Genomic DNA, 21,774 nt, shown 5'->3' with positions numbered 1-21,774 from the left:
ACCATAGAAAACGGGGCCGTCAGGCCCCGTTTTTTTATCCTTCTTATCCTCTCAGGCCGCGCTTTTCGGCCTGCGAGAAACCCCGCCGGGGCGCCTACGAGGCCAGAGAGAGCTCAGACTTTCCCACGTGCTGCGCCAGCCATTCGCTAATGCGCGCCTGCTGCACGGGGCTGAGCCACATGCCCTGTTTGGTTCGACGCCAGATGGCGTCATCGAGGCTGCGAACCCACTCATGCTCCACGAGGTATTTCAGCTCGGCTTCATAGAACTCGTGGCCAAAATCTTCACCCAGATCGGCAAGCGATGTCGCCTCGCCGAGCAGCCACTCGCTGTTGCTGCCGTAGGTGCGGGCGTAGTGGCGCGCCATCGATTCGCTGATAAACGCGAAGCGGCGGCGCAGTTTGGCGGCGTAATCGTCGCGATCGCCGTCGATCTCGCCCCCGGGCAGAACGGCGGTTTTGGTCCACGCCGGGCCGATACCTTTATAGTACGGCGTCAGCTTTTCCAGCGCGTGCTCTGCCAGCTTGCGGTAGGTCGTGAGCTTGCCGCCAAAGACCGACAGCAGCGGCGCCTGGCCGTTTTCGTCATGAATATCGAGCGTATAGTCGCGGGTGATCGCCTGCGGTGAATCAGATTCATCGTCACACAGCGGGCGGACGCCGGAATAGGTCCAGACGATATCGTCGCGGGACAGCGTCTTTTTAAAGTGCGCGTTGTAGGCGTTGAGCAGGTAGCTAATCTCTTTCTCATCGATCGCCACCTTCTGCGGATCGCCGTTGTACTCTACGTCGGTGGTGCCGATTATCGAGAACTCGTCCATCCACGGGATCACGAATACAATTCGCTTGTCTTCGTTTTGCAGAATGTAGGCCTGCTTCTGGGTATGCACGCGCGGCACCACGATGTGGCTGCCCTTAATCAGGCGGATGCCGTATGGGGAGCGCAGGTGCATCCCTTCATCAAAGAAGTGTTTGACCCACGGGCCGGTGGCGTTCACCAGGCCCCGCGCCTGCCAGGTAAACTTCTCGCCGCTGTCGATATCTTCCGCCTCGACAATCCACAGCCCGTTTTCACGCCGGGCGGAGACGGCACGGGTGCGGGTACGAACCTCGCCGCCCTTGCGCACCACCATCTGCGCGTTCGCCAGCACCAGCCGCGCATCGTCTACCCAGCAGTCGGAATATTCGAAACCGCGCACGATTTCAGGTTTAAGTACCGATTCTGCGCCAAATCGCAAGCCGGTTGAGCTGGGTAAGCTGGTGCGTTTTCCCAGGTGATCGTACATAAACAGACCAATACGGATCATCCACGCCGGGCGCAGATGCGGGCGGTGCGGCAGGCGGAAGCGCATCGGGAACGCGAGATGCGGCGCCATTTTTAGCAGCACTTCACGCTCTGCCAGCGCTTCGCTGACCAGGCGGAATTCGTAGTGTTCAAGGTAGCGCAGCCCGCCGTGAATCAGCTTTGAGCTGGCGCTGGAGGTGGCGCAGGCGAGATCGCGCGCTTCCAGCATCAGTACGGATAAACCACGCCCGGCGGCGTCTGCCGCGATACCGGCACCGTTGATGCCTCCGCCTATCACAATCAGATCTTTGGTTTCCACGTTCGCTACCTCTTGCACTTTCGTTTAAGCTCACAAATGTTCGATATCGCTCAATATAGCAAACAAACGCGCTATTGGTAACATCAAAAAAACATTTCAGAGTGATGCATGTAACATATTGGCGTTTATTTCCCGTCTGACGGTAAACTAGGCAGTAGAATCATGGCCGGCAATCAGCCCGCTATATCACCCCGCAATAAAGAGACAAGAGCACATGGATCACTTTGAATGTATCAACGTAGAAGAGGCGCATCAGAAGCTGCAGCAGGCCATGGCGGTACTGGTGGACATCCGCGACCCGCAAAGCTATGCGATGGGCCACACTCCGGGTGCGTTTCATCTGACCAACGATACGCTGGGCGCGTTTATGCGTGATAACGACTTTGAGACGGCGGTGATGGTGATGTGCTACCACGGCAATAGCAGTAAGGGCGCCGCGCAGTATCTGCTGCAGCAGGGCTATGACAAGGTCTACAGCGTGGACGGCGGGTTCGATGCCTGGCATCGTCACTTCCCGGCGGAAGTGGCTCACGGGACGCTCTGACCCGTTACCGTATACGCTTTAGGGTTCAAACGGCCCCCGTGCCGGGCGCCTGTGCTCGTCCGCGGCTGCCGTCGCCACGCACCTTGAATGATTTTGCGTATATACTGTCCCCCTTTGTGTGGAATAAGCGATCCGCTGCATGTTAATGATTACCTCTTTTGCCAACCCGCGCGTGGCCCAGGCGTTTGTCGACTATATGGCGACCCAGGGCGTTATCCTGACTATTCAGCAGCACAGCCAGAGCGACGTTTGGCTGGCGGACGAGAGCCAGGCCGCGCGGGTTCAGGCTGAACTGACTCGCTTTCTCGACAACCCCGCCGACCCGCGCTACCTCGCGGCAAGCTGGCAATCGGGGCAAACTAACAGCGGGCTGCACTACCAGCGCTTCCCCTTCTTCGCGACCCTGCGCCACAACGCCGGGCCCGTTACGTGGTCGGTTCTGACGCTCTGCGTGCTGGTCTTTGTGCTGCAAAATGTCCTTGGCGACCAGCCGGTTATGCTGCTGCTGGCCTGGCCATACGACCCCTCGCTGAAGTTTGAGGTCTGGCGCTACTTTAGCCATGCGCTGATGCACTTCTCGCTGATGCACATCCTGTTTAACCTGCTATGGTGGTGGTACCTTGGCGGTGCGGTTGAGAAACGGATTGGCAGCGGTAAGCTGGTGGTTATCACCGTCATTAGCGCGTTGCTTAGCGGGTTTGTTCAACATCAGTTTAGCGGCCCCTGGTTTGGTGGCTTATCCGGCGTAGTGTATGCGCTGATGGGCTACGTCTGGCTGCGGGGAGAGCGCGATCCGCAGAGCGGCGTTTATTTACAGCGTGGCTTGATACTCTTCTCCTTAGTATGGTTAATTGCTGGATGGTTTGATGTTTTTGGCATGTCGATTGCGAACGGCGCGCACGTAGCCGGCCTGGTGACCGGACTGGCGATGGCGTTTGTAGATACTCAGCATGTGCGAAAACGAACATAGAGACTCCCCGTCATCCATGATAAGCGAGTCAAATTTTCCCAGGGATATTGCATGAAACAAACACAACGTCATGACGCTATTATCGAGCTGGTAAAAAAACAGGGATATGTCAGTACGGAAGAGCTGGTGGAGCAGTTTGCCGTCAGCCCGCAGACCATTCGTCGTGACCTGAACGATCTCGCCGAACAAAAAATGATCCTGCGCCATCACGGCGGTGCCGCGCTGCCTTCCAGCTCGGTGAACACCTCCTGGCACGACAGGAAGGCGACCCAGACCCAGGAAAAAGAGCGCATTGCCCGCAAGGTTGCCAGCCAGATCCCCGACGGGGCGACGCTGTTTATTGATATCGGCACGACGCCGGAAGCGGTGGCGCACGCGCTGCTGGAACACAACGATCTGCGCATCGTGACCAACAATCTCAACGTTGCGAACACGCTGATGGTGAAGGATGACTTCCGCATCATTCTGGCGGGCGGCGAGCTGCGCAGCCGCGACGGCGGCATTATCGGCGAAGCGACGCTGGATTTTATCTCCCAGTTCCGCCTTGATTTTGGCATTCTCGGCATCAGCGGCGTCGATAGCGACGGCTCGCTGCTGGAGTTTGACTATCATGAGGTCCGCACCAAGCGCGCGATTATTGAAAACTCGCGGCACGTGATGCTGGTGGTGGACCATTCGAAATTCGGCCGTAACGCGATGGTGAACATGGGCAGCATCAGCATGGTTGATGCGGTTTACACCGACGTGATGCCGCCGGCGGGCGTGCTGAAGGTTATTAAGGACAATAACCTGCAGCTGGAGCTGTGCTAAACGGCGTCAGACGCCGTATCCCATCATTTTAAGCAACCGCTGGGCGTGCTGAACGGCATCCTGGCGGTGCGCGACCCCGAGCTTCTGATACAGATTGCGAATGTGCGTTTTAATGGTCGTTGCCGCGACGTCAAGCTCGCCGGCGATCTGCTCGTTGCTGTAGCCGGAATAGATCAGGCCGAGCACCTGCCATTCGCGCTGGGTCAGCGGGCTGGTGCGGATAAGCTCCGGCACTTCCGGGTGGTTGAGCAGCCGTTCGACAAAGCCCTCATCGAAGTGGGCAAACTTGTGGCGATGGTGCTGGTTGATATCGCGCAGAATGCGCTGAGCGCGATGCTGCTCCAGCTCCGGCAGCGTATTGAGCTGAATAAGCTGACGCAGCTGCTGGGCCATGGCCTCGCCTTCAATAACAAAGTGATTGATAAATCCGGTACGGTTGGCGAGGGTGAGCGCTTCCAGCAGGACCTTCTGCGCCTCGCTCTTACGTCCCGCCTGCCAGTAGAGCTGGTTGAGCAGCAGCAGGTTGCGGTTAATATCGCTCATCAGGCGCAGCGAACGTGCGTTTTCATTGAGCTCTTCCAGCACCATTTCGGCGGAATCGAAATCACCGAGCAGGATTTGCGCTCTGGCGATGTTGCGCCATTGGCTCTGCAGGAAGTGGTTATTGGCAAACTCGGGCTTCGGCGTCTGGCGCAGCCAGTTGGCCGCGGCGGCTTTATCGCCGATCATCTGCCAGTAGATCACCCGCACCTTGTCGGCATTTGACACCCAGTCGCTGTGATAGTGGCCGTTGCCGAGCAGGTTTTCCAGCCGGTTCAGGTGGCTGCGGGCGTTGTCCAGATCGCCGCGCGCCAGCGAGCACTGCACCATTAGCGCCAGGCACTGCAGCTGCTGCTGCGGTTGATAGGTTGAAAGGACGTCCATCCCGCCGCGCGCAGAGGCCTCGGCTTCGTCCAGCCGCGCCCAGGCCCACAGCAGCTGCGCGCGAATGCGCAGCAGGAATTCGTGCATCGGCAGCTGCTCGAGATGCTGGTCGCGGATGAGCTGGAAGGCCTTCTCCTGAATTTCCCACGCCGCCTGCAGGAAGCCCTGGGCAAAGAGAATCTCGCTCTGCTGGATCATGCTCCACAGGGCGTAGTGCCAGATATCGTGGCGACGCGCCATCTGCTCGGTCTGCTGCATCACCGCCAGCGATTTGCTCAGCTGGCCCTTGCAGTGCAGCACTTCGCCGTGCACCGAGGTGGCGACGATGCGGCTGTAGTAGCTTGCCAGCGGCAGCTCTTCTAAGGCCACCATCGCCAGGCGTTCGGCTTCTTCCTGATCGCCGGCGTTAATGGCGACCTGCGCGCGCAGGGCGTTAAAGTCGCCGTGCATGGCGATATCCATCTCCGCGTCCATCTCCTGCTCGGCGCGGGCCAGCAGGGTGTTCACTTCGCTGTAGCGGTGCTGGCTCTGCATCAGCCAGGCCTGCAGCAGGATCAGCCGCGGGTTTTCCAGCAAGTTTGACCACGGCAGCGCCGCCAGCGACTGCTCGAGCAGCCCCAGCTCGCTGTGGTTGAACATGCCCCAGGCGTGATTCAGTAAAATGTCGCGCAGCATTTTGGCATCGCCGGCCGCCAGCGCGTGGTGAATCGCTTCGCTGGGGAAGCCCTGCGCCATCCAGCCTTCTGCCGCACAGCGGTGAATTTCGGGCAGCTCGGTCGCCAGCTCCCACTGACAGCGCTGGCGCAGGAAGTTGCCGAACAGCGGATGGTAGCGGAACCACTCGCCGGAATCGTCCATGCGCTGCATGAACAGCCCCTGGCGTTCGATCTCTTCCAGCTGCATCTGGCCGTTCTCTTCGCCGGTAACGCGAACGATGAGCGCATCGTTCATCGAGCGCAGCAGCGAGCTTTTTAGCAGCACGTTACGGGTGCGCGCGTCGACGTTGTCCAGCACCTCATCGACGAGGTAGTCGGAAAGGTGGCTGGCGTTAATGCCGGCGAGGCGGCGGGCGGAGTGCTGGGCGGAGGAGTTATTCTGGCGCGCGGAGAGGGCGATGAGCTGGAGGGCCGTTGCCCAGCCGGCGACGTCGTCACACAGCCTGCTGCTATCTTCGGCCTCAATCGGTGAGGCGAGGCGACAGTCGAAAAATTGTTTTGCTTCCTGGTGGGTAAAGGCCAGCTGCTGGCTGCCAATCTCCAGCAGCTGATCGCGCACGCGCAGGTTGGCAATGCCCAGCTGCGGCAGGTTACGCGACAGGACGACCAGCGTCAGGTTTTCCGGCTGATGGCGCAGGAAGAAGCGCATGGCGTCGTGGATCACCGGGTTATTGATCAGATGATAATCGTCGATGACCAGGAATAATGGACGCTGCCACTCGGCAAGCTCGATGAACAGCTGGGCAAACAGCGAGGGCAGGCTGGCATACTGGCGCTTTTGCACCATCGTTTCGCTGGCCACGCAGTGGCCCCCGGTCGCCTGTTGAATAGAGGCGATCAGATAGCTGGCAAAACGCTCCTGCTGGTTATCGCCTTCATCCAGCGAGAACCACCCGAGCTCATTTTTTCCTGCCGCCCACTGAGAAATGAGCGTGGTCTTGCCGTACCCGGCGGGGCTGGTGACCAGCGCGAGACGATAATTGTTCGCGCCGGAAAGTTTCGCCAGCAATCGTTCGCGAACCACGGTGTGTTCAAGGCGGACTGGGCGACTTAATTTAGACGGAATCAACATAGTTCAACATTTCGCTGTGCAAGAGAGGGGCGATTTTTTTTGCGCTTCGTAATTAATACCTAATAAGGTCGGCGATAATGAAAGTTATTGCAAGTTATGTCCGAATTTTATGCTCTTGAATTTGCACCGTGTCACAAATTCTCAATAAGATCGTCAGCATCCTAAAACCGGTACCAGTGTGCATGCCGTCTGGGTTTGCCTCACTTCCGCCTGCCGGGAAATCACTTTTATTCCCATTTTTTGTAGTTGTTTGTTTTTATTAAGTTAATGTCAGTTAATTCTGATAAGTAATCTCTTTGACGTATTTACATCATCAAACATGTTTATTTTGCTGCAGGCCTAATTGTTATTTGCTGATAATTACCAGGGGCTTTTTTATTCATCCGTGCGGTATTGGGCTGTAACAAATCTGTTAGTACGGTAATTGAACGGTATATTGTTTCCTGGCGGTGAATTTTGCAGCATCTTTTTAGCGGGAGGCTAACGTTATAGTGGCCGCGATCACACTTTTCGCTCATCCCTGCTACTCCTCCCTGCCTAATCCCTGCCGGGATGAGGACGTTACCCCGGGAGGTCGGCACACTAACGCTAACGTTTTAGTAAAGGACCCGGATTTCTTATGTCACAGACTTCTTTTAACAAAGATCGGTTTCAGGCTGCACTGACGCGTCAGTGGCAGCATTTTGGCCTACAGTCCGCTTCTGAGATGACCCAGCGTCAGTGGTGGCGTGCCGTGAGCGGCGCGTTAGCCGAGCTGCTGGCGGCTCAGCCGGCGGCCAGGCCTGCCGAAGGCCAGCGCCACGTTAACTACATTTCGATGGAGTTTTTAATCGGTCGTCTGACCGGTAACAACCTGCTTAACCTTGGCTGGTATCAAGGGGTGAGCCATGAGCTGAAGGCGCACGACGTTCACCTGACTGACCTGCTGGAAGAGGAGATCGATCCGGGCCTGGGTAACGGCGGTCTGGGTCGCCTGGCGGCGTGCTTCCTGGATTCGATGGCCACCGTCGGCCAGTCGGCAACCGGCTATGGCCTGAACTATCAGTACGGCCTGTTCCGTCAGTCTTTCGACGACGGCCAGCAGGCGGAAGCGCCGGATGACTGGGGACGCAGCAGCTATCCGTGGTTCCGCCACAACGAGCAGCTCGACGTGCAGGTTGGGCTTGGCGGCAAGGTCTCGAAAAACGGACTTTGGGAGCCGGCGTTCGTGATTACCGGTGAAGCCTGGGATCTGCCGGTGCTGGGCTATCGCAACAACGTCGCGCAGCCGCTGCGCCTGTGGCAGGCTAAGCACGCGCATCCGTTCAACCTGACCAAATTTAACGACGGCGATTTCCTGCGCGCCGAGCAGCAGGGCATCGACGCGGAAAAGCTGACCAAGGTGCTCTATCCGAACGACAACCACCAGGCCGGGAAAAAGCTGCGCCTGATGCAGCAGTACTTCCAGTGCGCCTGCTCGGTTGCCGATATTCTGCGTCGCCATCACCTGGCGGGCCGTAAGCTGGCCGAGCTGGCGGATTATGAAGTCATTCAGCTGAACGATACTCACCCGACGATTGCGATCCCTGAACTGCTGCGGGTGCTGATCGACGAGCACCAGCTGAGCTGGGACGACGCGTGGGCAATCACCAGTAAAACCTTCGCCTACACCAACCACACGCTGATGCCTGAAGCGCTGGAGTGCTGGGACGAGAAGCTGGTCAAAGCGCTGCTGCCGCGCCATATGCAGATTATCAAAGAGATTAACGCCCGCTTTAAGACGCTGGTGGAGAAAACCTGGCCCGGCGACGAGCAGGTATGGGCTAAGCTGGCGGTGGTGCATGACAAGCAGGTTCGCATGGCGAACATGTGCGTGGTCAGCGGTTTTGCGGTAAACGGCGTGGCCGCGCTGCACTCCGAGCTGGTGGTGAAGGATCTGTTCCCGGAATATCACCAGCTGTGGCCGAACAAGTTCCACAACGTGACCAACGGCATCACGCCGCGCCGCTGGATTAAACAGTGCAACCCGGCCCTGGCCGCGCTGCTCGATAAATCGCTGAAAAAAGAGTGGGCGAACGATCTCGACCAGCTGATTAACCTGGAAAAGTACGCGGATGATGCGGCGTTCCGCCAGAGCTATCGCGAGATTAAGCAGGCCAACAAGGTTCGCCTCGCCGAGTTTGTGAAGGCGCGTACCGGGATCGACATTAACCCGCAGGCGATTTTTGATATCCAGATTAAGCGCCTGCATGAGTACAAACGTCAGCACCTCAACCTGCTGAATATCCTGGCGCAGTATAAAGAGATTCGCGAAAACCCGCAGGCCGACCGCGTACCGCGCGTGTTCCTGTTCGGCGCGAAGGCGGCACCGGGCTACTACCTGGCGAAGAATATCATTTTCGCTATCAACAAGGTGGCGCAGGCCGTCAACAGCGATCCGCTGGTGGGCGATAAGCTGAAGGTGGTCTTCCTGCCGGACTACTGCGTGTCGGCCGCGGAAATGCTGATCCCGGCGGCGGACATCTCTGAACAGATCTCGACGGCGGGTAAAGAAGCCTCCGGTACCGGCAACATGAAGCTGGCGCTGAACGGCGCGCTGACCGTCGGCACGCTGGACGGCGCGAACGTTGAAATCGCCGAGCAGGTGGGCGAGGAGAACATCTTTATCTTCGGTAATACCGTGGAAGAAGTTAAGGCGCTGAAGGCCAAAGGCTACGATCCGCTGAAATGGCGTAAGAAAGACAAGCTCCTGGACGCGGTGCTGAAAGAGCTGGAAAGCGGTAAGTACAGCGGCGGCGATAAGCACGCGTTTGACCAGATGCTGCATAGCCTGCTCAAAGGCGGCGATCCGTACCTGGTGCTGGCTGACTTCGCGACCTATGTGGCCGCGCAGAAGCAGGTGGATGAGCTCTACCGTGACCAGGAAGCCTGGACCCGGGCAACGATCCTGAATACCGCCCGCTGCGGCATGTTCAGCTCCGATCGCTCAATTCGCGATTATCAGCAACGTATCTGGCAGGCAAAACGCTAAGGACAGGCCTATGGAGACGAAACGCCTTGATAACGCCGCGCTAGCGGCGGGGATCAGCCCGAGCTACATCAACGCGCACGGCAAGCCGCAGTCGATTGCCGCGGTGACCAAGCAGCGTCTGCTTGATGCGATGCATCGTACGACCACCGTCGCGAAGGCGGCGGTTAACCCGCTGCCGAACGTACAGGTTTTCACCCACGGCAAAAAAATGTCGCTGCCGGTGGCCGGGCACGGTGAGTTTCACTGGATCCTGACCACCGAAGAAGGGAAGCAGTATCAGGGGCAGGTAAAAGGCGGCGACACGCTGTCGCTGCCGACCAAACTGCCGGAAGGCTACCATACCCTGACGCTCACCCGGAACGGTGACCGCTGGCACTGTCGGGCGATTGTCGCCCCGGTGCGCTGCTACGAGCCGCAGGCCCTGAAAGAGGGGCAGAAGCTGTGGGGCGCCTGCGTGCAGCTGTATACGCTGCGTTCGGAAAAAAACTGGGGGATTGGCGACTTCGGCGACCTGCGCGCGATGCTGCCGGAAATCGCTCAGCGAGGCGGGGCGTTTATTGGCCTCAACCCGATTCATGCGCTCTATCCGGCCAACCCGGAAAGCGCCAGCCCGTACAGCCCCTCCTCGCGCCGCTGGCTGAACGTTATCTATATCGACGTTAACGCGGTCGAAGATTTCCGCCTGAGCAAAGAGGCGCAGACGTGGTGGCAGCTGCCGGCGACCCGGCAGGCTTTACAGGCGGCGCGGCAGACGGATGATGTTGACTACACCGCCGTCACGGCGTTGAAGATGACCGCGCTGCGCATGGCCTGGAAAGGCTTCTCTGCCCGCAGCGATGAGGCGATGACGGAGTTCCGTCAGTTCGTGCAGCGCGAAGGGGAAAGCCTCTACTGGCAGGCGGCGTTTGATGCGCTGCACGCGCGGCAGGTTCAGCAGGATCCGCTGCGCTGGGGCTGGCCGGCCTGGCCAAAGGCGTACCAGGATATCTCCAGCCCGGAGGTGAAAGCGTTCTGTTCGGAACACGCTGATGAGGTGGATTTTTACCTCTGGCTGCAGTGGCTGGCCTGTTCGCAGTTTGCCACCTGCTGGCACACCAGCCAGCGCGATGCGATGCCGATTGGCCTCTATCGCGATCTGGCGGTTGGCGTAGCGGAAGGCGGGTCTGAGACCTGGTGCGATCGCGAGCTTTACTGCCTGAAAGCCTCGGTAGGGGCTCCGCCGGATATTCTGGGCCCGCTCGGGCAAAACTGGGGCCTGCCGCCGATGGATCCGCACATCATCGTCGCCCGCGCCTATGAGCCGTTTATCGAGCTGCTGCGCGCCAATATGCAAAACTGCGGCGCGCTGCGTATCGACCACGTGATGTCGGTGCTGCGCCTGTGGTGGATCCCGTACGGCGAAACCGCCGATCATGGGGCCTACGTTCAGTATCCGGTAGACGATCTGCTCTCTATTCTGGCGCTGGAGAGTAAGCGCCATAGCTGCATGGTGATCGGTGAAGATCTGGGCACCGTGCCGGTGGAAATTGTCAGCAAGCTGCGTAAGAGCGGCGTCTACTCCTACAAAGTGCTCTATTTTGAAAATGACAATGAGAAAACGTTCCGTGCGCCGCAGACGTATCCGGAACAATCAATGGCTGTGGCAACAACGCATGACCTGCCAACGCTGCGCGGCTACTGGGAAAGCGGCGACCTGACGCTCGGTAAATCCCTCGGGCTCTATCCGGATGAAGTGGTGCTGCGCGGGCTATATCAGGACCGGGAGCTGGCGAAGCAGGGGCTGCTGGATGCGCTGCATAAGTACGGCTGTCTGCCCAAGAGGGCCGGGCATAACGCGTCGCTGATGACGATGACCTCAACCCTCAACCGCGGGATGCAGCGCTACATCGCCGACAGCAACAGCGCGCTGCTGGGCCTGCAGCCGGAGGACTGGCTGGAGATGGCTTCACCGGTTAACATTCCGGGCACCAGCACCGAGTATCCGAACTGGCGGCGCAAGCTGTCGACTTCGCTCGAGCAGATGTTTGCCGATGCGCAGGTCAACAAGCTGATCAAGGATTTAGACAAGCGTCGCAGGGCGGCAGCAAAGAAGAAACCGTAATGAGGTAGCGCTTCCCCGGCGGCGGGGAAGCGGCCAAAACGATAAATAAAAAAGGCCGGGTAGCTTCACGCATACCCGGCCTTTTTTATGCTTAATCGACCTTTACACGACCATTCCCAGCAGCAGACAGCCGATCAGGCCGCAGACCGAGATAATCGTTTCCAGCATCGACCACGACTTAATGGTCTCGCCGATGGTCAGGTTGAAGTACTCCTTGAACAGCCAGAATCCCGGGTCGTTGACGTGAGAGAAAATCACGCTGCCGGAGCCGACGGCGATAACCATCAGCTCAGGGCTGACGCCGGTGGTGGCGATCAGCGGAGCCGCGATACCGCCCGCGGTAATGGCCGCAACGGTCGCCGAACCCAGCGCAATACGCAGAACCGCCGCAATGGACCACGCCATAAACAGCGGAGACATGCTGGAACCATGCATCATCGAGGCGATGTACTTATCCATGCCGCTATCAACCAGAACCTGCTTAAAGGCGCCGCCGCCGCCGATAATCAGCAGCATCATGGCGATGATTTTAATGGACGAGGTCAGCGTTTCGTTGATCTGTTCCATCGAGCGGCCGCGGTTGAGGCCAAAGGTAAACAGGGCAATCAGAACGGCGATCAGCGTTGCCATCACCGGGTCACCAAAGAATTCGGCGTATCTGAGGAACGCGTGGCCTTTCGGCAGCAGCATTTCGGCAACGGCACGCATCGCCATCAGCACCACCGGCACCAGAGAGGTCCAGACGCTGACGCCAAAGCCAGGCATCTCTTCTTCAGTGAAGGTCTTCGGGTTGTGCAGGCCTTCCGGAATCGGCTTATCGATGTTTTTCAGGAAGCGGGCGAAGACCGGGCCGGCAAGGATCACGGTCGGGATTGCCAGCAGCGTACCGTACAGCAGGGTTTTACCCATATCGGCGTGGAAGATAGTGGCGATCGCCGTCGGGCCCGGGTGCGGTGGCAGGAAGCCGTGGGTCACGGAGAGCGCGGCTGCCATCGGCACGCCAACGTACAGTAGCGGGATGCGGGCAGATGCGGCGATGGTGAACACCAGCGGCAGCATAAGGACGAAGCCCACTTCATAGAACAGCGCGAAGCCGACGGTGAAGCCGGTCAGAACGACCGCCCATTGGATATGCTTTTTGCCAAATTTAGCGATAAGCGTGGTGGCAATTCGCTGCGCGCCGCCGCAGTCTGCCAGCAGCTTGCCGAGCATTGCGCCAAAGCCCATGATCAGCGCGAGGCTGCCGAGGGTGCCCCCGACGCCGTTTTTGATGGATACGATGACTTTATCCAGAGGCATGCCCTGCATAAGTCCGACGGCGAGCGCCACCAGAATCAAAGCGATGAAGCCGTTCATTTTGAAGCGGATCATCAGCAGTAATAACAGGGCGACCCCGATAGCAACGATGACTAATGGCATAATTTACCTGGCCTTTCATTTGTTATGGGTAACGTAAAACTTCAATCTTGTTCCGTTTGCTCCGGGCGGGGACACAAACTGTATGGCGCCATAAAATCGACTATCACTTCTTATCAGAAAGGATAGCTGGCTATTTTTATAGCAGCGGAACCTGAGAGAGATGATACGGGTAACATATGAAGGTTGAGAATCACCCTGGCGGTGAATATTTTAAATATGAGACTTAAGTCATACTCTTTCCCGGGTTTTTTGCACGTACGACTAGCGATAAGGCGGGAGGGGATGCGTCAGAAGGGAGCGGCCCGGCAGCAAAATACGGCCGGGCTGGGAGTGCGGTATGGCGGGCGGCTTAGTAGTAGGAGTGCTCGCCGCGCTGGTGCTCGGTCAGATCGCGCACGCCTTTCAGGTCCGGGAATTCGTTCAGCAGCTGCTTCTCGATCCCTTCTTTCAGAGTCACGTCGACCATTGAGCAGCCGTTACAGCCGCCGCCGAACTGCAGGATCGCCAGGTTGTCTTCGGTGATTTCCATCAGCGTCACGCGACCACCGTGGCCGGCCAGCTGCGGGTTGATCTGCGATTGCAGCATATACTCAACGCGCTCCATCAGCGGCGCGTCGTCGGAGACTTTACGCATCTTGGCGTTTGGCGCTTTCAGCGTCAGCTGGGAGCCAAGCTGATCGGTCACGAAGTCGATTTCGGCATCTTCCAGGTACGGCGCGCTGAGTTCGTCGACGTACGCGGTCAGCTGCTCAAACTTCAGCGTCGTGTCGGTGTCTTCCACCGCATCCGGTGGGCAGTAGGATACGCCGCACTCAGCGTTTGGGGTGCCGGGATTAATCACAAATACGCGAATTTGTGTCCCTTCTTCCTGATTTACCAGCAGTTTGGCAAAGTGCGCTTGTGCAGCATCGGAAATACGGATCATAGCGTTGGCCTAATAGTTGACTATTTTACTGGGTTATTATACGCCCATCAGCAGGGGTCTACAAGGTACGGCATATACACCATACCTGAACCGTCGCGGCGCCGTTTCGCAAAAGCAGGCGGGATATCTCGGCGACGGTGCTTCCGGTTGTGACGACATCATCCACAATGGCGATATGGTGACCCCGAACCGATAATTCAAGCTGAAACGCATTTTTCAGGTTCCGCTTACGTAACCTCGCGGTGAGCTGATGCTGAGCTGCGGTAGGGCGGCTGCGGCGCAGCGCGTCGCTGCGCCAGGCGGCGTGCGTCCAGCGGGCCAGAGGACGGCACAGCAGATCGCTCTGGTTAAAACCTCGCCGCCATTGCCGCCGCTGCCACAGCGGGACGCCGACAATCCTGTCCGCAGGCGGCAGGCCTTCGCTCTGGCGGATACGCAGCAGCAGCATACGAGCCAGCGCCGGGGCCAGCTCCGGGCGGCGGGTAAATTTCAGCTGGTGGATCAGGCCGCTGAGCGGCGGAAGGTAGTCGCTGACGGCCACCAGCCGCTGCCACGGCGGGGGATCCTGGATGCAGCGACCGCAGGGGACGGTGCCGGTGCCGGCGGGCAGGCCGCAGCGCGGGCATCGGGGCTGACGGGAGGTCAGCGATGCGCTGCAGCGGGAGCAGAACCCCCAGCTGGCAACGGCCAGCGGCATTTGGCATAGCCAGCATAAGCCGTGTGCTGTTAGCATATTTCCCCCTGATATCTGGTGAAAAGAGAACAATAGCTGATGAACGACATCTGGTGGCAAACCGTGGGCGAAGGGAAGTGTCATCTTGTGCTGCTGCACGGATGGGGGCTGAATGCCGGGGTGTGGGATTGCATTACGCCGCAGCTGGCTTCGCACTTCACGCTGCACGTGGTTGACCTGCCGGGCTATGGTCGCAGCAGCGGTTTCGGCGCGCTGTCGCTGGAGGAGATGGCGCAGCAGGTGCTGAAAAAAGCCCCTGAGCAGGCCATCTGGCTGGGCTGGAGCCTGGGGGGCCTGGTGGCAAGCCAGATAGCCTTACAGCATCCTCAGCGCGTGCTGGCGCTGGTTACCGTCGCCTCTTCCCCGAGCTTCAGCGCGCACGACGACTGGCCGGGCATTAAGCCGGAAGTGCTGAGCGGTTTTCAGCAGCAGCTCAGCGACGACTTTCAGCGCACCGTCGAGCGTTTTCTGGCCCTGCAAACGATGGGAACCGAAAGCGCGCGCCAGGATGCCCGGGCGCTGAAAAGCACCGTCCTGTCGCTACCGATGCCGTCGATAGCGGCTCTGAACGGCGGGCTCGAAATCCTGAAAACCGCCGATTTGCGCCAGCCGCTGGCGGCGCTGCCGATGCCGTTCCTGCGGCTGTACGGTCGCCTGGACGGCCTGGTGCCGCGCAAAATCGTCCCCCTTCTTGATACAATGTGGGAAAAGAGTGAATCCATCGTCTTCGACAAGGCGGCCCATGCGCCGTTTATCTCGCATCCGCAGGCGTTTTGCGAGCCGCTACTGAGGCTAAAAAGCAGGCTGAAACTTTTGTTTTAGCGCACCGTGGCAAAAATGCTGCTCCCGGTAATACTTAGAGGGTCGCGGGGAGAGATGATAGCCGTCGTCTTCGCGATCTATAAAAACAACCTTCAGGAGCATTGAAACTATGAAGCTTATAACGAGCGTTGTCGCATCTCTGGTGATTGGAACCCTGTCTTTTGGCGCATTTGCGGCGAAAGAGATTCAAAAAGATGAAGTGGCGTCGATGAATCTGACGAAAGTCGGCAGCATCACCACCTCTAAAACGACCTCGCCGATGGATGCGAAGCGCGATCTGTCGAAAAAGGCGGATGAGCTCGGCGGTAAATACTTCGTGGTGATTGCCGGTGAGAAGAACGAAAAAACGGTTCACGCTAACGCTGACGTCTATAAATAATCCGCCAGGCGGGTCCCCTGGACCCGCTTCTTCCCGCCGACGGCGGCCCGTGCTTACTCTGTACACACCGTCAACGCAGCGACCACCATTCCGTTAAGCAGGCCTTTCCTTCCGGGCAGCTTTTGCAACTGCCGGAGAGGCATCCCTCAGGGTCCTGAGCTACCCGCTGAACCTTGCCCATGGCTTCGAGCCGGCCCAGCATCGCGTCAACCAGCGGCTGCGGCGCGTGCAGACGGGCGCTGAGCTGCGCGGCCTCCATCCGCCCCTGCAGTGCCAGCATATCGCGTACTTCAATTAACGACGCCATCATCACTCCTTAGTGGCAATCGCCGGCCGGGCTCTGGCAGCACGACGACGGCGTTTTGCGCGTCGCCAGCAGCGAGACGTCAACCCGACTGCGCGCGCGACGGAGCAGGCCAAAGAGCACGACGTTGAACAGCACGACGGCGAGGATGCATACCAGGCTGTAGCGCGGGTGCTGGCTAAAGCTCACGGTCTGATAGTAGAGCGTGGAGAGCGAGAAGGCGATATTCAACCCCCACAGGATGGAGAACGACATCCAGCCGCGGCTCGATTCGCGAGCGACGGCGCCCATCACCGAGATACACGGAATATAGAGCAGGACGAAAATCAGATAGCTGTACGCCGCGGCGGCGCTGCCAAATTTGCTGCTCATCACGCCCATGGCGCCGGTTGCCATTTCGCCATCGCCCTTGCTGGCTTCAATCGGGTTCGCCAGCACGCTGAGGCTGAAGGTGCTTTTCAGGCTCTGCCAGGTTTCATCCGCCGCCGCCAGCAGCTCGTCGCCGAGGTGGAATTCCTGAGGATTAAAGGCTTCATTCTGAATATTTTCGGCGGTGTAAAGCGTGTTTAACGTGCCGACGACCACCTCTTTGGCCATTGCGCCGGTAAACAGCCCGACGGTTGCCTGCCAGTTGTCTTCATGAATGCCAATCGGCTTAAATAGCGGGGTGATGACCCGGCTGACCGACGCCAGCGCCGAGTCGTTAATGTTATCCACCAGCTTGCCGTTGAGCGAGAAGCTGTTCAGCGCGCTGAGGAAGATGCTGACGATCACGATGACTTTACCCGCCCGCAGGACGAACCCTTTCAGGCGCTGCCAGGTCTGGATGACCAGACTTTTGATATGCGGTACGTGATAGACCGGCAGCTCCATCACGAACGGCGAGGCTTCACCGCGCATAATGGTGTGCTTGAGCATCAGGCCGGTGAGGATTGCCATCACGATGCCGAGCAGGTACAGCGAGAAGACCGCCAGCGCGCCGTTTTGCCCGAAGAAGGCCGCGGCGAACACGGCAAAGATAGCCAGCCGCGCGCCGCAGGACATAAACGGTGCCATCATGATAGTCATCAGGCGCTCGCGCGGCGCATCCAGCGTACGCGCGCCCATCACCGACGGCACGTTGCAGCCGAAGCCGACAATCAGCGGCACGAAGGATTTCCCCGGCAGGCCCAGCGCCTGCATCAGGCGGTCCATCACGAACGCCGCGCGCGCCATATAGCCGGAGTCTTCGAGGAAGGAGAGGAACAGGTACATCATGCCGATTTGCGGCACCAGCGGCAGCACGGTGTTAATACCGCCGCCGATCCCCTGGGCGAGGAACACGGTCAGCCACTCCGGGAGATGCAGGGTATAGCCCAGCCACTGAATGCCGTGGATAAAGATAGCCACAGATCCGGCGTCGAATATTGGCTGCAGCGCGCCGCCGATGTTGATGGCCAGTAAAAACATCAGATACATGACGAACAGAAAAATGGGCAAGCCAAGCACCCGGTTGAGGATAATTTTATCCATCGCGGCGGTGAATCGGCTCGGCTCGGCGGTCAGCGTGTTGCTGACGGCATCGCAGATGGCGGCAATGCTCTGATAGCGGGCATCGGCAATATGCAGCGCCGGATCGTCAATCTCTTTGCCCAGGTTCGCAAGGGCGGCATCGAGCCTATCGGCGGCGTTGCCGGCGTAGGCGCGGCTGTAGATATCACCTTCCAGCATCTGCAGGCCGAGCCAGCAGCGCTGGCGCTGCGGAATGTCTTTGGACATGGCCTGCGCCAGTTTTTCCGCCTCGCGCAGCAGCGGCTGCGGATAGTGCACCAGCTCAATCGCGCTGTTTTCCTGATGACGATCGATAGCCATTTTCAGGGCTTCGATACCGCGGCCGCGGGTCGATACCAGCGGGATAACCGGGCAGCCAAGGCGCGCGGAGAGGGCATCGACGTCGATGCGAATTTTCTGCTTCTCGGCGATATCCAGCATGTTCAGGGCCACGACGCAGGGGATCCCCAGCTCCAGCAGCTGGAGCGTCAGGTAGAGGTTGCGCTCAAGGTTTGACGCATCCACGACGTTAATCAGCAGGTCGGCGTCGCCGCTGAGAATATAGTGACAGGCAATCTGCTCATCCAGCGAGGTTTGCGAGGAGATGGTGGTCAGCGAATAGGTCCCGGGCAGATCAACCAGCGTGACCTGATTATCCGTGGTGGTAAAGGCTCCCTCTTTACGCTCAACGGTTACGCCGGCCCAGTTCCCCACGCGCTGGCGGGCGCCGGTGAGCTGATTAAATAACGTGGTCTTGCCGGAGTTAGGATTACCAATTAAACCAATGGTTAATTTTTTCATATTTCAGACTCTTATTGCCGGGCCGGGCGTTATTGTGCAACCGCTTCCAGTTCTATTAGGTCGAGATCTTTTTTACGTAATACCAGGCTCACGCGCCGGGTTTCGATATGCACAGGATCGCCAAGCGGCGCCACGCGTACCACGTTAAAAGAGGAGCCAGGCAACATGCCAAGGGATAACAGTTTCTGCCGATAAGCCGGGCTTATATCGCGAGAGAAACCGGTAATTTTCCAAGCGCTATCAGGAGTGAATTGCATAGGGCCTACTTGTATATCGCTAACTGAGCGAGAGCTCACCGTGCAGCAGCGGCTGTGCGGCTTCGGGGGAGCATCGCCAACGAAGAATAATTGATACTGCAAATAATGATAATGAGAATAGTTTTTATCATCAATACATAACGGGCGAAATAATAGACTTTTGCCGGGTAGTTGTCGTTTTGTTGATATTACTCAAGGTCTATGTAGTAACGATAAATAGGTTAAATACTGTTTTTTTCAATTAATGTTTAATTAAGGTTTCATTGGTTAATGAAATGAAAATATCAATAAATAGAATTTCCGTTCGCGCTTATTAACAGCTTACTGGAATTTATTGCGCGCGGTTTGCGCAATATTGCTGCGCTGTCAGCAGAAGAATGCCCCCCGGAACGAGGGGCAGGAGAGGGCTAGCGTTTTTTACCCATGGCCGCCGCCAGCGCGTCCATCATGGCGCTGTTGCCGTTCGACTGCGCTTCACGGCCGCGCGGCTTCGCCGCTTTTGCCGGCGGACGATTGCCCTGCGGGCGCTCGCCGCCGCTGCGGCGCGAGTTGCTCTCGCCTGGCTGCTCATCCAGGCGCATCGTCAGGGCGATACGCTTACGCTGCAGGTCAACTTCCATCACCTTAACCTGGACGATATCGCCCGCTTTGACCACGGTATGCGGGTCTTCCACGAACTTGTTCGATAGCGATGAGATGTGCACCAGGCCATCCTGGTGAACCCCGATATCGACAAACGCGCCAAAGTTGGTGACGTTGGTGACCGCCCCTTCCAGCACCATGCCGGGCAGCAGATCGTTCATGGTTTCTACGCCATCAGCGAACTTCGCGGTTTTGAATTCCGGACGCGGATCGCGGCCCGGTTTTTCCAGCTCTTTGATGATGTCGGTCACCGTCGGCACGCCGAATTTCTCATCGGTGAACTCGCTGGCCCTGAGGTTGCGCAGCTCGCTGCTGTTACCCATCAGCTCTTGTAGCGCCTGCTGAGTGGCGGCCAGAATCCGCTCAACGATCGGATAGGCTTCCGGGTGAACGGTGGAGGCATCCAGCGGGTTATCGCCGTGGTTGATGCGCAGGAACCCCGCGCACTGTTCAAAGGCTTTTGGACCGAGGCGGCTTACCTTCAGCAGCTGCTGGCGGTTCTGGAACTGACCGTTTTCATCGCGCCAGGCGACGATGTTCTGCGCCATCATGCGGGTCAGCCCGGCGACGCGGGTGAGCAGCGGCACGGAGGCGGTATTGAGGTCAACGCCGACGGCGTTTACGCAGTCCTCAACCACCGCATCCAGCCTGCGCGCCAGCTGGGACTGGCTAACATCGTGCTGGTACTGGCCGACGCCGATAGACTTTGGATCGATCTTCACCAGCTCGGCCAGCGGATCCTGCAGGCGGCGGGCGATAGAGACGGCGCCGCGCAGGGAAACGTCAAGGTCCGGGAACTCCAGCGCCGCCAGCTCGGAGGCCGAATAAACCGACGCCCCCGCTTCGCTGACGATCACCTTCTGCGCGGTGACCTTCGGGAACTGCTGCTGCACGTCGAGGAAGAAGCGTTCGGTTTCGCGCGATGCGGTGCCGTTACCGATGGCGACCAGCTCAACGTTGTGCTTTTGACACAGCCCGGCGACCGCCACCGCGGCTTTAGCCGCCTGGCCGGTATGCGGATAGATGGTGTCGGTGGCGACCAGCTTGCCGGTCCCGTCAACGACCGCCACCTTCACGCCGGTACGCAGGCCCGGATCGAGGCCCATCGTCGCGCGCAGTCCCGCAGGCGCCGCCATCAGCAGGTCGTGCAGGTTGCGGGCAAAGACGTTAATGGCTTCATCTTCCGCGCGTTCGCGTACGGTGCCCATCAGCTCGGTTTCGAGATGCATCAGGACCTTGATGCGCCAGGTCCAGCTCACCACCCCTTTACGCCAGCTATCCGCCGGCGCGCCGTTCAGGCGCAGGCCGAGATGGCTGATAATGATCTGTTCGCAGTGGCTCTCTTTCGGCGGCTCGTCGAACTGCGGATCGGCGTTCAGGGCCAGCTGCAGGATGCCTTCGTTGCGGCCGCGGAACATCGCCAGCGCGCGGTGAGAAGGCACGGTTGAAATCGGTTCATGATGATCGAAGTAGTCGCGGAACTTCGCGCCTTCCTCTTCTTTCCCGCTGACCACGGTGGCGACCAGATGCGCGTTCTTCCACAGATAGTCGCGCACCTTTGCCAGCAGCCCGGCATCTTCCGCGAAGCGCTCCATCAGGATATAGCGCGCGCCGTCGAGGGCGGCCTTGGTATCCGCCACGCCGCTGTCGGCATTGATAAATTTGGCGGCTTCGGCTTCCGGATCGTGGGACGGGTCGTTCCATAGCAGATCCGCCAGCGGCTCCAGCCCGGCTTCGATCGCGATTTGCCCGCGGGTGCGGCGCTTTGGCTTATACGGCAGGTAGAGATCTTCGAGCTCGGTTTTGCTCAGGGTGGTGGTGATGGCTTTTTCCAGCGCATCGGTCAGTTTACCCTGCTCGCCGATCGATTTAAGGATCGACTGGCGGCGGTCTTCCAGTTCGCGCAGGTAGCCGAGGCGGGTTTCCAGATTACGCAGCTGCGTGTCATCCAGACCGCCGGTGACTTCTTTACGATAACGTGCAATAAACGGCACGGTGTTCCCTTCATCAAGCAGGCGAACGGCAGCTTCTACCTGTTCAGTCCTGGCCTGAAGTTCACCCGCAATAATGCGGCAGAGCGAATCATTCATCATGGCTTGGCTTCATCTACTGGATCAAAAAATCAGGGGATAGTTATACGGACTGGCACCGCAAAATGCCAGTCGCGGCGGAGGTCTCTCGGAATCTTCCGGGCAGAGATCCGCGAGCAAAG

16 protein-coding genes are annotated in these 21,774 nt (G+C 58.7%); 7 read left to right on the top strand and 9 right to left on the bottom strand.

Annotated features, from left to right (window positions below; genetic code table 11):
* Nucleotides 1–94: 94 nt before the first annotated feature.
* Entirely contained in the window at nt 95–1,603 is a 1,509-nt protein-coding gene (glpD, locus tag PFH44_RS01770) for a glycerol-3-phosphate dehydrogenase (RefSeq protein ID WP_045854017.1), read from the bottom strand.
* A 214-nt stretch (nt 1,604–1,817) separates the two neighbouring features.
* Between glpD and glpE the strand changes: the two genes are divergently transcribed.
* The 3 genes from glpE to PFH44_RS01755 all read left to right on the top strand — a co-directional run bounded on the left by glpE (nt 1,818) and on the right by PFH44_RS01755 (nt 3,927).
* Nucleotides 1,818–2,147, top strand: a complete 330-nt coding sequence (gene glpE / locus PFH44_RS01765) for a thiosulfate sulfurtransferase GlpE (protein ID WP_041143029.1) — start codon at nt 1,818–1,820, stop codon at nt 2,145–2,147.
* Between the two features lie 139 nt (nt 2,148–2,286).
* Nucleotides 2,287–3,117 carry a rhomboid family intramembrane serine protease GlpG gene (gene glpG, locus PFH44_RS01760; RefSeq protein WP_283824136.1) on the top strand — a complete coding sequence of 277 codons (831 nt, stop codon included), beginning with the start codon at nt 2,287–2,289 and terminating at the stop codon, nt 3,115–3,117.
* A 51-nt stretch (nt 3,118–3,168) separates the two neighbouring features.
* On the top strand, nt 3,169–3,927 hold the full coding sequence (locus tag PFH44_RS01755) for a DeoR/GlpR family transcriptional regulator (RefSeq protein ID WP_045854019.1): 759 nt from the start codon (nt 3,169–3,171) through the stop codon (nt 3,925–3,927).
* Nucleotides 3,928–3,933: 6 nt separating this feature from the next.
* Here the strand turns inward: PFH44_RS01755 and malT are convergent, their stop codons facing one another.
* Complete coding sequence (gene malT, locus PFH44_RS01750; protein WP_045854020.1) at nt 3,934–6,639, bottom strand: HTH-type transcriptional regulator MalT; 2,706 nt, start codon at nt 6,637–6,639, stop codon at nt 3,934–3,936.
* A gap of 619 nt (nt 6,640–7,258) precedes the next feature.
* On the opposite strand from malT, the gene malP reads away from it, so the two are divergent.
* Together malP and malQ are read left to right on the top strand one after the other, a co-directional pair.
* On the top strand, nt 7,259–9,649 hold the full coding sequence (gene malP, locus PFH44_RS01745; RefSeq protein WP_283824135.1) for a maltodextrin phosphorylase: 2,391 nt from the start codon (nt 7,259–7,261) through the stop codon (nt 9,647–9,649).
* Between the two features lie 10 nt (nt 9,650–9,659).
* Nucleotides 9,660–11,750 (top strand): 4-alpha-glucanotransferase, encoded by a 2,091-nt coding sequence (gene malQ, locus PFH44_RS01740; RefSeq protein WP_283824134.1) that lies wholly within the window; start codon nt 9,660–9,662, stop codon nt 11,748–11,750.
* A 102-nt stretch (nt 11,751–11,852) separates the two neighbouring features.
* On the opposite strand, the gene gntT is transcribed toward malQ, so the two are convergent.
* The 3 genes from gntT to gntX all read right to left on the bottom strand — a co-directional run bounded on the left by gntT (nt 11,853) and on the right by gntX (nt 14,827).
* Entirely contained in the window at nt 11,853–13,169 is a 1,317-nt protein-coding gene (gene gntT / locus PFH44_RS01735) for a gluconate transporter (protein WP_283824133.1), read from the bottom strand.
* A gap of 349 nt (nt 13,170–13,518) precedes the next feature.
* The gene (gene nfuA / locus PFH44_RS01730) at nt 13,519–14,094 is read right to left on the bottom strand and encodes a Fe-S biogenesis protein NfuA (RefSeq protein ID WP_045854024.1); all 576 of its coding nucleotides are present in this window, start codon (nt 14,092–14,094) and stop codon (nt 13,519–13,521) included.
* Between the two features lie 58 nt (nt 14,095–14,152).
* Nucleotides 14,153–14,827, bottom strand: coding sequence for a DNA utilization protein GntX (gntX, locus tag PFH44_RS01725; protein WP_283824132.1), 675 nt, complete (start codon nt 14,825–14,827; stop codon nt 14,153–14,155).
* Nucleotides 14,828–14,866: 39 nt separating this feature from the next.
* On the opposite strand from gntX, the gene bioH reads away from it, so the two are divergent.
* Together bioH and PFH44_RS01715 are read left to right on the top strand one after the other, a co-directional pair.
* Complete coding sequence (gene bioH / locus PFH44_RS01720) at nt 14,867–15,649, top strand: pimeloyl-ACP methyl ester esterase BioH (RefSeq protein ID WP_283824131.1); 783 nt, start codon at nt 14,867–14,869, stop codon at nt 15,647–15,649.
* A gap of 109 nt (nt 15,650–15,758) precedes the next feature.
* A complete protein-coding gene (locus tag PFH44_RS01715) occupies nt 15,759–16,028 on the top strand; it encodes a YdgH/BhsA/McbA-like domain containing protein (RefSeq protein ID WP_283824130.1) in 270 nt (89 codons plus the stop codon).
* A 70-nt stretch (nt 16,029–16,098) separates the two neighbouring features.
* Here the strand turns inward: PFH44_RS01715 and feoC are convergent, their stop codons facing one another.
* From feoC to PFH44_RS01695, 4 genes are all read right to left on the bottom strand, one after another.
* Nucleotides 16,099–16,335 (bottom strand): [Fe-S]-dependent transcriptional repressor FeoC, encoded by a 237-nt coding sequence (feoC, locus tag PFH44_RS01710; RefSeq protein ID WP_133600048.1) that lies wholly within the window; start codon nt 16,333–16,335, stop codon nt 16,099–16,101.
* A 9-nt stretch (nt 16,336–16,344) separates the two neighbouring features.
* Nucleotides 16,345–18,663 (bottom strand): Fe(2+) transporter permease subunit FeoB, encoded by a 2,319-nt coding sequence (gene feoB, locus PFH44_RS01705; RefSeq protein ID WP_283824129.1) that lies wholly within the window; start codon nt 18,661–18,663, stop codon nt 16,345–16,347.
* Between the two features lie 29 nt (nt 18,664–18,692).
* Entirely contained in the window at nt 18,693–18,920 is a 228-nt protein-coding gene (gene feoA, locus PFH44_RS01700; RefSeq protein WP_004868486.1) for a ferrous iron transporter A, read from the bottom strand.
* Nucleotides 18,921–19,327: 407 nt separating this feature from the next.
* Nucleotides 19,328–21,655 (bottom strand): Tex family protein, encoded by a 2,328-nt coding sequence (locus tag PFH44_RS01695; protein WP_283824128.1) that lies wholly within the window; start codon nt 21,653–21,655, stop codon nt 19,328–19,330.
* Nucleotides 21,656–21,774: the final 119 nt, after the last annotated feature.

The sequence above is a fragment of the Klebsiella sp. Ech2A genome (assembly GCF_030078455.1).
Classification (GTDB): Bacteria; Pseudomonadota; Gammaproteobacteria; order Enterobacterales; family Enterobacteriaceae; genus Klebsiella; species Klebsiella terrigena.
Note: the sequence above shows the minus strand (reverse complement) of the source record. Positions and strands in the feature narration are given on the sequence as shown.